10 protein-coding genes are annotated in these 12144 nt (G+C 68.8%); 5 read left to right on the top strand and 5 right to left on the bottom strand.

Annotated elements, in window-relative coordinates:
• Positions 1-182: 182 nt before the first annotated feature.
• Both VNF07_10470 and VNF07_10465 read left to right on the top strand, forming a co-directional pair.
• Positions 183-1343, top strand: a complete 1161-nt coding sequence (locus VNF07_10470) for a bifunctional diguanylate cyclase/phosphodiesterase (GenBank protein HVB06655.1) — start codon at positions 183-185, stop codon at positions 1341-1343.
• A gap of 66 nt (positions 1344-1409) precedes the next feature.
• The gene (locus VNF07_10465; protein HVB06654.1) at positions 1410-1649 is read left to right on the top strand and encodes a hypothetical protein; all 240 of its coding nucleotides are present in this window, start codon (positions 1410-1412) and stop codon (positions 1647-1649) included.
• 572 nt (positions 1650-2221) lie between these two features.
• On the opposite strand, the gene VNF07_10460 is transcribed toward VNF07_10465, so the two are convergent.
• From VNF07_10460 to VNF07_10450, 3 genes are all read right to left on the bottom strand, one after another.
• The gene (locus VNF07_10460; GenBank protein ID HVB06653.1) at positions 2222-2725 is read right to left on the bottom strand and encodes a MaoC family dehydratase; all 504 of its coding nucleotides are present in this window, start codon (positions 2723-2725) and stop codon (positions 2222-2224) included.
• A 33-nt stretch (positions 2726-2758) separates the two neighbouring features.
• The gene (locus VNF07_10455; protein HVB06652.1) at positions 2759-3949 is read right to left on the bottom strand and encodes a CaiB/BaiF CoA-transferase family protein; all 1191 of its coding nucleotides are present in this window, start codon (positions 3947-3949) and stop codon (positions 2759-2761) included.
• Positions 3950-4021: 72 nt separating this feature from the next.
• On the bottom strand, positions 4022-4900 hold the full coding sequence (locus VNF07_10450) for a CoA ester lyase (protein HVB06651.1): 879 nt from the start codon (positions 4898-4900) through the stop codon (positions 4022-4024).
• Positions 4901-5436: 536 nt separating this feature from the next.
• Here VNF07_10450 and VNF07_10445 point away from each other — a divergent pair.
• The 3 genes from VNF07_10445 (at position 5437) to VNF07_10435 (ending at position 8214) form a co-directional block, all read left to right on the top strand.
• Positions 5437-5868 carry a hypothetical protein gene (locus VNF07_10445; GenBank protein ID HVB06650.1) on the top strand — a complete coding sequence of 144 codons (432 nt, stop codon included), beginning with the start codon at positions 5437-5439 and terminating at the stop codon, positions 5866-5868.
• Positions 5869-6281: 413 nt separating this feature from the next.
• Positions 6282-7544 carry a GAF domain-containing SpoIIE family protein phosphatase gene (locus VNF07_10440; protein HVB06649.1) on the top strand — a complete coding sequence of 421 codons (1263 nt, stop codon included), beginning with the start codon at positions 6282-6284 and terminating at the stop codon, positions 7542-7544.
• 4 nt (positions 7545-7548) lie between these two features.
• A complete protein-coding gene (locus VNF07_10435; protein ID HVB06648.1) occupies positions 7549-8214 on the top strand; it encodes a carbonic anhydrase in 666 nt (221 codons plus the stop codon).
• Between the two features lie 269 nt (positions 8215-8483).
• Here the strand turns inward: VNF07_10435 and VNF07_10430 are convergent, their stop codons facing one another.
• Together VNF07_10430 and VNF07_10425 are read right to left on the bottom strand one after the other, a co-directional pair.
• Positions 8484-10922, bottom strand: a complete 2439-nt coding sequence (locus VNF07_10430) for a kelch repeat-containing protein (GenBank protein HVB06647.1) — start codon at positions 10920-10922, stop codon at positions 8484-8486.
• A gap of 699 nt (positions 10923-11621) precedes the next feature.
• The gene (locus VNF07_10425) at positions 11622-12044 is read right to left on the bottom strand and encodes a PIN domain-containing protein (GenBank protein HVB06646.1); all 423 of its coding nucleotides are present in this window, start codon (positions 12042-12044) and stop codon (positions 11622-11624) included.
• Positions 12045-12144 lie beyond the last annotated feature (100 nt).

Raw genomic sequence — 12144 nt, 5'->3', positions numbered from 1 at the left:
ACCGGCCGGTGCACGCGATCGTCGGGCCGTTCGCCGCCTCAAGGATCGCGACGACGAGCCGATAGGTAGGCCATGCGGCCGAGCGAGAATGCGACCCCGCGGCGCACGAGCACGGACAGGCGTGCGCTCGTGGAGGTCGAGACTCCTCCGCGCTGGCGCAGAAGCCCCGACCGACCAGGGCGATGACGATCGTCACCCGCGCCCCCGCCGACCGCGACGGCGACCACGTGGCTCGGCTCGGTGACGACGAGTTCGCGATCCTCGTGCACGGTCACGCCGCCGTCGCCTCGACGCCCGCCGCCCGCCTGCTCAGTCGCCCGGAGAGCCCCTTCGTCGCCGGGGGCAGGGAGATACTCGTGCAGGCGAGCGTGGGGGTCGTCGACAACGACCTCGCCCGCTCGCTCCAGCCCGACGACCTGCTGCGCGACGCCGACCTCGCGACGTGCCTCGCCAAGTCCTCGGGCAAGAACCGGGTCGTGACCTACACCGCCGGGGTCGACCGGATCGTGCGCGAGCGAGCGGAGCTCGCTTCGGACCTCCACCAGGCACTGAGCGGCGGCCAGTTCGCGGTGCACTACCAGCCAGTCATCGCGGGCACCGACGGGCGCCTCGTCGGGGTCGAAGCGCTGCTGCGTTGGAACCACCCGACGAGGGGGCTCGTTCCACCGATGGAATTCATCCCCCTCGCTGAGGAGACTGGTGAGATACGCGAGATCGGCGCCTGGGTCCTCCGCACCGCCGCCGCCCAGGTCGCCGCCTGGCAGCGAACCATCGAGGGCTGTGAGCAGCTCGAGCTCGCCGTCAACCTCTCACCGGTCCAGCTCCGCGACGGGGACCTCGGCGAAGCCGTGCTCGCGACCCTCCTCGCCACCTCGCTCCCCGCGGAATGGCTGACCCTCGAGGTCACCGAGACGATGCTGCTGCTCGACCTCGATCGAGCCCGTCGGCACCTCGACGTTCTGCGGACCGCCGGCGTGCGGGTCGCGATCGACGACTTCGGGACGGGCTACTCCTCGTTCTCGTATCTCTCGACGCTCCCCGCCGATGTCATCAAGATCGACCAGTCCTTCGTGAAGGACCTCGAGGTGGGCACGGGCCCCTTCGTCCTCGTGCAGGCGGTGATCGACATGGCGCGGGGGCTGCGGCTCGACATCGTGGCAGAGGGGGTGGAGGAGAGCGGTCAGCAGGCGATGCTGAACGAGCTGGGCTGTCCTCACTCCCAGGGCTATCTGTTCTCGCCCGCCCTGCCGCCAGTGGAGTTCGCCCGCTTCGTCGCCGCGTGGCCGGCGAGGTCGGCGGAGATCGTCGAGGGCTACACCGTGCCGAGCGAGATCGCCTCGTGAACCCGAGCGCTGCGGCTCTCGTCGCGCGAGCAGCGACAGCGGCGAGCGGCGCGGGCGGCACCGAGGATGAGGTCGGGGGCCGCCCGCGGCGCGGGCGGCTGTAGCGGCGCGGCCACCACGAGCGATCCCGCGACCCTCCTCGTCGGAGCGACAGCGGCGCCCCTCGGCGGCCATCTCTGGCACATCGTGCTCCTCGGCGCCTGGCCATCGATCTTCGGCGTCCTGTGCTCGCCGAACTGGTGCGAGCCCGCCGCGCCGCGCCGCTCCGCGGCGGTGCGGCCGGTCGCGAGCTCGTCGGTCGGGTGATGACGGCCACGCCCGCGCCGCCGGCGTCGACGGAGCGGCGGCTGGAACGACGTGGCTGCAGGCGACGGCGGTGCGCGGCGCTGATCCACACCGCCGTGATGCCGGCGCACTTCGCGCAGTCCGTCTGGAACGGCTCGTTCTTCCTCGCCGCCGCGGTCGGCCAGCTGTGCTTCGCGGCGCTCGTGATCATCAGGCCGTGCCGTCACGTCGTGCTGGCGGGCATCGCCTGCAGTGTGTCGGTGGTCGTGCTCTGGCTGCTGACGCGCACCGTCGGGTGCCGATCGGACCGGATCACGGCGCGACGGAGCCGTTCGGCCTGCTCGACATGCTCGCCGCCGCCCTCGGCACCCTTGCGGTGCGTTCGTGGAGCAGCGGGCCTGCGTGGCGCTGGTCACGGTGGGGGATCGCGATGCGCTGTGCTGCGCCGGCGTGATCGCAGGAGCCGTGGCAGCGAGCCTTCTCGGTTCACGCTCATGAGGGCGCGAGCGCGCCCTGTCCCCGCCAACTTGCGCGGGCGCGGCGCCGCCCCGAGGCGACCGGTCGGCAGATGCCGGCCGCGCTGGCCCGGGCGATCACCCCTCGGTGACGGGCGGTCGCTCGAGCTTCGGGCCCTCGCCGCGGCGATAGACCATCACCGAGCGGACGAAGACGATCACGGTCACGCCGTCCTGGTTGAAGCCCGTCGTCTCGACCGTCACGATCCCCGCTTCGGGGTGCGAGCGTGACAGTCGCGCCTCGAGCACCTTGGAGCGCGAATACACGGTGTCGCCCTCGAAGACCGGGCTCGGGAGCGTCACGTCCTTCCAACCGAGGTTCGCCATCACGTTGAACGAGACGTCAAGGACGCTCTGGCCGGCGACGAGTGCGAGGGTGAACGCCGAGTTGACGAGGGGCTTGCCGAAGGAGGTGTGCGCGGCGTAGTTGTGGTCGAGGTGGATCCGCGCGGTGTTCTGCGTGAGCATCGTGAACCACTGGTTGTCAACCGTCGTGATCGTCCGCCCCATCGAGTGCTCGTAGACGTCGCCGACGACGAAGTCCTCGAAGAACCTGCCCTGCCAACCTTCGTGTACCGCCACGTGGAACCTCCGTTCAGCGACCGGTCGGCGCCATCATCGCGAGATGACCCCCTCGGCCTCGAGGAGGTCGATCTCCGCGTCGCTCCGCCCGAGCTCGGAGAGGATGCGCGCGCTCGACGCGCCCACGGCCTCGAGCGGGCCGAGGCGGGGCTCGCCACCGCCGAGGCGGAGCGGCGGCAGGAGCGCCGTGACCGCCCCGGCGGGCGTCTCGATCTCCCGCCAGCGGCCCCGTTCGGTGAGCACCGGGTGCTCGACCGCGGCGGCGACGGTGTTGACCCGGCCGTGCGCGACGCCGGCTCGGTCGAGCGCCTCCTCGCACGCCCCGACGTCGAGGAGCGCGAGGCGCGCGTTGACGAGCGCCTTCACCTCCTCGCGGTGCTCGACGCGCGCCGCGTTGCGCGAGAAGCGCGGGTCGTCGGCGAGCGCCGGGTCACCGAGGAGTTGCTCGCAGAACGAGCGCCACTCCCGCTCGTTCTGCACCGCGAGCACGATCGCGCCGCCGCCCGCGGTGCGGAAGAGGCCGTAGGGGACGACGGTCGCGTGGTCGACGCCGCGCCGCGTGGGCTCGATCCCCGAGTAGCGCGTGTAGAGGTGGTGCGCGCCCATCCATTCCGACAGCGCGTCGAAGAGCGAGACCTCGACCGAGGGCGCGGCCCCCGTCGTCGCCCGCTCGAACAGCGCCGCGAGGATCCCGCTGTAGGCGTACATGCCGGCAGCGATGTCCGCGACGGAGATCGCCGCCTTGGCGAGGCTCTCGCCCTCTCCGGTCGCGGCGACGAGGCCCGTCTCGCACTGCACCAGCAGGTCGTAGGCCTTGCGGTCGGCCCACGGGCCCTCCGCGCCGAAGCCGGTGATCTCGCAGGTGACGAGGCGGGGGTAGCGCTCGGCGAGGGTGGGCCGCGAGAGGCCGAGGCGCTGGGTGGCGCCCGGCGCGAGGTTCTCGACGAAGACGTCGGCGGTGGCGAGCAGCTCGTGCACGAGCTCGATCGCCCGCGGGTCCTTCAGGTCGAGCGCGAGCGACTCCTTCGAGCGGTTGAGCCAGACGAAATAGCTCGCCTGGCCGAGCACCGCCTCGTCGTAGCCGCGTGCGAAGTCTCCGACCACCGGCCGCTCGACCTTGATCACCCGCGCCCCGAGATCGGCGAGCTGTCGCGTCGCCAGCGGAGCCGCGACCGCCTGTTCGAGGCTCACCACGGTGATGCCGCGCAGTGGCTGTCCGGGCACGGCGGGCAAGCTACCGCGGGCCTTTGTGACCGGCCCGTCCGCAGCTCGCGCCCTCACCGGCCGGCTGACCGCTCACCCGAGGCCAGCTGCACGGGCGCGCCGCACCGTCCGCTCGGCGAGCTTGCGGGTCGCCTCGTCGACCATCGCGCCCTCGTGGCGCAGCGCCCCGGGCGCGGAACCATCGAAGAGTCGCGTGATCGCGAGCGCCCTCGCGAGCTCGGCTGCGGTCGGGGTGAACGTCTCGTTGACGGGCGCGATCTGCGATGGATGGATCGTGAGCTTGCCGTCGTAGCCGAGCGAGGCGGCGCTCCGGGCTTCCTGCAGCAGCCCCGTCTCGTCCGCGGGACGGAAGAAGGGGCCGTCGACGGCGCACGCCCCCACCGCCCTCGCCGCGATCAGTACCCGCGCCCGGACCATCAGAAAGGCGGCCTCCTGGGCGGGGTCGAGCGCAGTAAGGCCGTCGGCGCCCGGCATCGCCAGCGAGGCAGCGAAGTCGAGCGGCCCGAACAGCACCGTGTCGACGCGCCGCGAAGCCGAGAGGATCTCGTCTAGGTGGACGAAGCCCTCGGCGTGCTCGATGATCACCGCGAGGCCGATCTGCTGGGGCGTGATGCCCTCGCGCTGCTCGAGGGCGCTCAGGCGGTGGTCGAGCTCGGCGACCTGTGCAGCGGAGCCCGCCTTCGGCAGCGCGACGCCGTCGAGCCGTGACCCCGCACCGCTGACGAGCGCGTCGAGGTCGTCGGCGAACCAGGAGGAGTCCGAGGCGTTGACGCGTACGAGGCACGTCGCGTGCTCGAGCGTCCGGCCCTGCAGCACCTCGACGGCCGCGCGGCGCGCCGCCGCCTTGTCTGCGGGCGCGACGCCGTCCTCGAGGTCGAGCAGGAAGGCGTCCGGGGCGAGCGAAGCCGCCTTGGAGAGGAAGCGCTCGTTTGACGCCGGCACGACGTGCATCGACCGGCTCGGCCGCTCCCTTGTCCGCTGCGACACCTTCGCTCCCCCCATCCGCGCCTGGCCTGTGCGGCGGATGCCCCGCGGGCGCCGATGCGCGGCCTCGGCGGGGCAGGCCGCGTTGTCCCACTCTCCCGCAACATCCACGTCGGCGCCCGTTGCCCTGTCCGTGGGGCCATCGAGGTGGTCCCGTGGGGTGGTCGCGGGGTGCGAGCGGACCGCTCGAGTTGGGGACGGCCTCGGGTCCCGGGCGATGCGGAGGCGCAAGGCGGGTGAAACGGGATCAACGAGGACAGTGGGGCAGCTGAATGAACAGCCAAGGGCTCGTTGTGTGGCGCCGGCGGATCGATGCCAGGGCGGCACGAAAGGCTCCCGCCCGGTCAAGGGTCCCGAAACGCTGACCCGCGGGATCGTGAACCGCAGAAGATGCGCCATCGTTCACCCTCGCGACCAAGAAGTGTCATGCGCCGACCCTCGACAGCACTTTCTCCTCGCGGTACCTTGCCGACCGGCGCGTTCGCGACAGACGGAGGACAACCGTGAGCTGGGGAAGCGACCTCAAAGCCAAGAACACCACGATGTTCGAGTACGCCCGGCGAGAGGACCCGCCCGGCCTTGACGCAGCGCTCCAACAGGGAACGATTTGGTACGACTGCCTGTACTACTTCGCACAGACCGAATTCAGTCAAGAGAACATGGACTTCCTTCGCAGGCTCGAGGCCTTCAAGGGCAGCCCGAGCAATGCGAGCGGCAAGGAGCTCTACAAGTGGAGCGGGGACAACATGAACCTCTCCGGTGCCGTGATGCGCGACCTGGGCGAGTCCTTCGGTGACGACGCCGACGCGGACGCAGCCGTCGACGGCACGGAGTTCGACACCGCCCGCGGAGAGGCGTACACCAACCTGACGGACACCTATTCGCGGTTCACGCGTGCGGTTGCAGCGCTGCAGGAAGAGTTTCCTGCCGAATAGCAGCCGCTCAGCTGGCGGCGTCCCGCATCCGCTGCCGCCGCCGGACCCGTCGCGGTGCGGCCGAGGAGGCGCGTTCCTTGGCGGCTACCCACTCACCCAGTCCGGCGAGCGCGATGCGCAGCTCGATTTCCGCCGCGACGCTCCTCGACCTCGGTCGCAACGCGCGGGGCCCGGAAGGTCGGAATGATCTTGCGCGGGTCTCGGAGGAGCGCCGAGTCGAGGGCAGGCAGGTCCGGGAAGGGCGCTTGCATCCAGGCCCGATGTCGAGGGTCCTGGCTCGACGCAATCAGGGGTTGCTCCAGTAGCGCCACGACGTAGGCAGTTGGCTGCTTTGCCGCGCATTGACCCTCCACGTGAGGGACGCGGTTCATTGCGGGTATTCGATCGACGTGCACCCAGTTCGCGTTACGCCGATGAGCGCGGGTAGCGGGACCACGATGTCCGAATCGAGCATCGCCGCCCCGCGCGACGGCAATCGTGACGAGGCCTTCCAGGATCTCCCCGGACTCGACCCCGCCGCGACCTCCCTCGATGTCGACGACCTGTTGAACGACCTCCTGCAGCGGGTAACCCGGCTACTCGGCGTGGACACCGCGGCCGTGTTGCTGATCGAGCCCGGGACCGATCAGCTCCTCGCCCGTGCAGCCCTTGGGGTGGAAGAGGAGGTCCGCCAAGGAGTGCGCGTGAGAATCGGAAGTGGCTTCTCCGGTCGGATCGCCGCAGACCGACGCCCGGTGGTCCTCAATCGCATCGACGCGTCCACGGTCCAGAACCCGATCCTCTGGGAGCGGGGGATCCGAGCGATGCTCGGAGTGCCGTTGCAACGCGGCCCGCATCTCCTCGGCGTCCTTCACGTCGGCTCCTTCGTCGAACGCGTCTTCACCGAGGACGATGCCGCGCTGCTCGGACTCGCGGCGGATCGGGCGGCGGGCGCGGTCGAAGCGCGCACCATCGAGCTTGAGCGCTCGGCGGGCAGCGTCCTCCAGCGCAGCTTGCTGCCGTCGGTACTCCCGGACTATCCGGGGCTGGAATTTGGAACGCGTTACGTCCCGGCACAAGAGGGCGGCGTCGGCGGCGACTGGTACGACGCGTTCGTGCTGCCGTCAGGTGATCTGTGGATCATGGTCGGTGACGTGTCCGGCCACGGCCTCGGCCCCGCCGTGATCATGGGCCGACTTCGTTCGACGGCGAGGGCCTACGCGCTCGAGGGTCATGGGCCGGCCGAGGTGTTGGAGCTGACCGACCGCAAGTTCCAGTTTTTCGAGCGGGAGGGAATGGCCACGGCGCTTTGCGGATTGGCCCACCCGCCCTACCAGACGATCGAGATCGCCTCGGCAGGCCACCCGTCGCCGGTCATCGTCCGGCCTGGCGAGCAGGCGGAACTCGTCGAGGTTCCGGTTGCGGTCCCACTCGGCGTCGAGAAGCGCCTCGGCGCGCGCACGATCGAGGTCGACTTGCCGGTCGGTAGCGTGCTCGTCGCCTACACCGACGGCCTTGTGGAGCGGCGGGGCGAATCCCTCGAAGACGGACTCGATCGGCTGGTGGCGGCAGTCTCTGCGGGGCATCCCGAAGCGCTGTGCCGCGACCTGATGGAGAAGATGATCGGCCGACAGATCCCCCGTGACGATGTCGCGGTGCTCGCGCTTCGCAGAGTGGCCACCGCGAGCGGCGGTTGAGCCGATGACCGGCGACGAAGACACGAGGTCGCCGTACCGCGAGGTTGCGGACGACCACCCCGAGTTCGAGGACCTGCTCGCCGCGAACCGCGCCTACGTCGATACGCATCCGCCGCTCGCTCCCGTGGTGGAACCGGTACCACGGCTCGTGGTCCTCACCTGCATCGATGCTCGCATCGACCCCGTTGCGGCGCTGGGCCTCCCGGTGGGCTACGCCCAGATCTTCCGCAACCCCGGCGGACTCGCCACCGAGGAGGCGCCCACTGCGCTTGCGCTCTCACTCCACTGGTTTGGCAACGGTCGCGTCGTGGTCATGCACCACACCGATTGCGGACTCACCAAACTCACCCCCGAGCGCGCCCGTCGGCGCATCAGGGAAGGAACAGGTGCGGACGCGTCGGGGCTCGCGATCACCGCAATCGGCGACGCCGACGAGCGTCTCCGTGAGGATGTCGCACTCGTGCGGTCGTCGCCGTTCGTCCGCGTGACAGTCCCCGTCATCGGCCTGATGTTTGACGTCACGAATGGCCGGGTCGCTCCGCTGTTATGGCTACGCCCTGCGACAACAATCTTCAGGATCGGCTGCGCGTACGCGAGTCGGCCTATAGGCGGCGGGGTTCTGTTTAGGGGGGTTTCACCATCTGCGCAGATGGTCAGAAACCAGTGTTGAACAGTGAAGTTGGTCGACCACAGTTGGCCGCCGTTGACCGCCTTTGTCCAACAGGGTCCCAGGCCAGATCGAACTGAGTGGGCGGTTTCCGAGCACGGGGACGACGTGCCGCCGCAGGTTGGTCTCGACTTGGGCGGCCGTGCTGGGCCGGGTCTGGTTATCGACTTCGGGCCGTAGGCGAGAGGGAGACGACCATGCCCGTGGAGGCATCACCGACAATCAGACGCACTCCTTTTGAGGCCCCAACCGGATGATGGGCCCGGCCCGGTTCAGCTTGTCAGCGCAATCCCGATCATCGGAGACGACGGCCTTACCGAAGTCGACCCAAATGAAGGAGCCGGCCCGAATGGGTAGACGATTCCCGTGTCAGACAAGAGGTAGTAACCAGTTCCGTTGGAATTGGCTGCCATCGCCGCAATCGGGGGCAGCCCGTGACGTCGAGCGAGCGAGCCGAAGAAGCCCGCATCGCCGAGGTTGAACACATTCCCAGCCGCGGTAACGAGCCAGTACCCATTGCCGCTCGGGCTCGGGGTGATGGCAACTGCCGCCTGGCGACGGGGCGTGCCTCCGTAGGAGTGGACAGCCCCGAAGCCCGTCACGACTCCGTTTGTGCCAACGATCCAGTAGCCCGCTCCAGTCGGGCTTGAGGCAATGGCGGCCGCAGGCAGCAGCTGGCGGCGAGCGGCGAGCGAACCGAGAAATCGCGCATCCCCGTAGCTGTATACGTTCCCACGGCTCGTCAAGAGCCAGTAGCCCTTGCCGTCGGAGGTCACTGCCATGCCGACGATTGGCGCGAGGTTGTGGACGTGAACGGGTGACCCGTAGTAGCCCGCATCGCCGACATTCGAGATCTGGCCGCGACGAGTCACGGTCCAATAGCCCCCTCCATGAGGCGTCGATGCGATGGCAACGACCATGCCTCGGGGACTCGGTTGCACGAAGGAGACCTGGCCATGACCGAAGACTGAGCCGTCGGCTCGAGCGAGCCAGTAGCCCGCGACCGAGGTGCCTGCGTTCACTGGCGCGGTTGTCGTCGTGCTTGGGGTTGTCGTCGTGTTTGGGGTTGTCGTCGTGCTTGGGGTTGTCGTCGTGCTTGGGGTTGTCGTCGTGGTATTCGCCACGGTGACAGTGAGGCTGAATGATTGAGATGCATTCAGGCCCGTCGGGTTGGACGCGCCGATAGTGAGGCCGAAAACGGCCGAGCTTGTGACGTTGGGCGTGCCCGACAGGAGGGCAGAGCCGTTGCCCTCGTCGGTGAAGGTGACGCCGTTCGGGAGCGTGCCGCTCTCGGTGAACGACGGCGTCGGGGTGCCCGTTGCGGTGATCGTGAACGTCCCCACCGACCCTGCGGAGAACGTTGTCGCGCTCGCCGAGGTGATCGCCGGCGCCACTCCGACGGAGAAGATCTGGAGATTCGCAACCGGCTGGCCTGCGGATGAGGAGCCGGCGACGGCGATCGCGACACTGTTGGGTAGAGCGATCAGGCTTAGAGCGGACTCTGCAGTTGTCAGTGATCCCGTGGCCGTCCACGTCCCGCTCGACGGGTCGTAGGTCTCGGCCGAGGACAGCGTTACGAGCTGACCACCGCTCGAGCCCGTCCCGCCAGCGACGAGGACCACGCCGTTCGGGAGAACGGCGGCCCCTGCGCCGAAGCGGGCACTCAAGAGCGATCCCGTCGCGGTGACGGTGACAGCGGAGGGGTCGAACAGGTACGCGGTTGCGAGCGGGGTGATATCCCCGCTCGCGATCGTCTCTCCACCGGCAATGAGCACCCGCCCATTTGCGAGCAGCGACGCCGTCGCGCCGAACTCGGCGGTCGGAAGGGTGGCCGTCAGCGTCGACCAGCTCCCGTTCGCTCCGACCGAAGGGTCGTAGAGCTGCAATGTCGAAAGGGCGGTCGGAACGCCCGAGGCGATGTTCTCGCCGCCGATCACGATGACCGTCCCGTTCGCAAGAGGCGTCTCCGTACCCCCCGACTCCGCGGTCGGGAGCGTGGTGGTCGTCGCCGCCCAGGTTCCTGTCGCGGGATTGAAGAGGGCGCTCGTGCCCACCGATGAGGTGACCCCGGCGACGATGTCCTCGCCTCCGGCGACGAGCGCCTTTCCGCTTGCGAGCAGGGTAAGTGTGCCGTCGAAACCTGCCGATGGCATCGCACCGGTGGCCGTCCATAACCCGGTGCTCGGGTTGTAGAGCTCAGCGTTGGCGAGCGGCGTCGGGACGCCGGCAATGATGTTCTCGCCACCGGCGATGAGCACATCCCCGTTCTGGAGGAGCACCGCGGCCGCATTGATCCGCGGCGTGTTGAGCGACCCGGTCGCGGTCCACGCGCGCGTCGTCGGGCTGTAGAGCTCGGATGCGCCCACGGCGGTCGGGACACCGCTCGGGAACACCTCGCCACCGGCTACGAGCACGAGCCCGTTTGCGAGCAAGGTTTCCGTCGCGTCGATCGTTGGAGTGATGAGCGCCGCACCGGATTGCCAGTAGCCGACGACACTTGAGGCGCCGCTGGTAGCGGACGTCGCGAAGCTGAGGAGCGGCGCGGCAACAGTGAGGGCGACCAGCGCGACGAGGCGACGCGATCGAACCCGGCGCCGCCTCGATGGAAGTGCGAGATGCATCGGAAGTGAGTCACGACTCATGGAATCTCCGAAACGCAGGAAACAGCCGGATGAGATTACCGGAAAGAAATTGTAACAAATGTTGCTCATGTGGACAACGTGGCTCTTGGGATTTCGCAGTCCCTGACCTGTAGGCAATCGGCGACGCCGCATAGGGCGAGGGGTCGGAGATCGGCCGACGGGTTCCGGGCGACATCGCGCATACCGTTCTTGATCACGTCACGTGGTCAGGGGCCCGGTTTCGCCTCTTGCTCCTCGAAGGACCGCGGCGGACCACAGTCGTCCTCGGGATCAATATTTGCCCGTTCTTGGCAAAAAGCAGGGGCGCGGCCGCGGAGTGCCTTGTCCTGCCGCAGGCGAAGGGAAGTTCTGGTCCGTCACCAACACTGCGCGCAGTCCCTGGTTCAACACACGGCGCGCGCCCAGCTACAGCCCATGATCTCTGGCCGTCCGTCAATAGCCCCCGTGCGCGATCGAACGTGTGGTTAGTGGCAGGACTGGCCCGTCGTCGTCGTCCTCCGACGGTCGCGTGCGGTCGCCCCTCCGCTAACTCGTTGTGTTAACCCATGTCAGAGCCAATATTGGCGGCGAGTCGGCCTGTAGGCGGGGTTCTGTCCTCTCAAGGCTGTGAGCTGGGGCTTTGCTGCTCCCGAGGCAGGTTCTGACGCGGCACTGACGCGGCAGCTCCGAGGACGTCCTGGAGGATTTCCAGCGGGGGAGTGAGCTTGCCCGGAGCGACCTCGTAAGTGCTTGAGGGGTGGTCGCTGACCCTCACGCCCTCGTTCGCCGCTATCTCGCTCCGGGTTCCTCCGCGCCAAGAACCGTCAGCACGCGTAACCCGTCGACTTCTTGAAACACGCTGTCGTGGGTGACGAGGGGGTGGTCTGCGCGAACTGCGACTGCCGCGATCCAGCGGTCCCCGTCATGGCTCTTGGCTCCGATCGGATGTCCTTGGGCGACCGCCCAGTCTCGGAGTCGCGCGTAGGTCGTGAGCGTGAGGTCGTCTGGCTGAGCGACGAGCAGCTCCGCGAGCGCCCGTTCGGTTCGACGGACGCGCAGCTCGCCCCAGCGGGCGCGCATCATGCCGAAGCGAATCTCGGCCACAACCTGGAATGGGACCACGATCCGCCGGGGACCAATGAGCGCCCGGTACGAGTTGGTCCGTTCGTCGTCGCGGTCTTGAAGCAGCCAGCCGAGGACGTTCGTGTCCACGGCGGCACGATCGTCCTGTTCGCTCACTCCTCGGCGAGCGCCGCGAAGAACATGTCCCACTCCTCGTCGGTGACGTCAGGAATGGCCAGCACCTCACGCG

The sequence above is a fragment of the Acidimicrobiales bacterium genome (assembly GCA_035533595.1).
In the GTDB taxonomy this organism is placed as follows: Bacteria; Actinomycetota; Acidimicrobiia; order Acidimicrobiales; family Bog-793; genus DATLTN01.
This window is presented reverse-complemented; position numbering and strand designations above follow the sequence as displayed.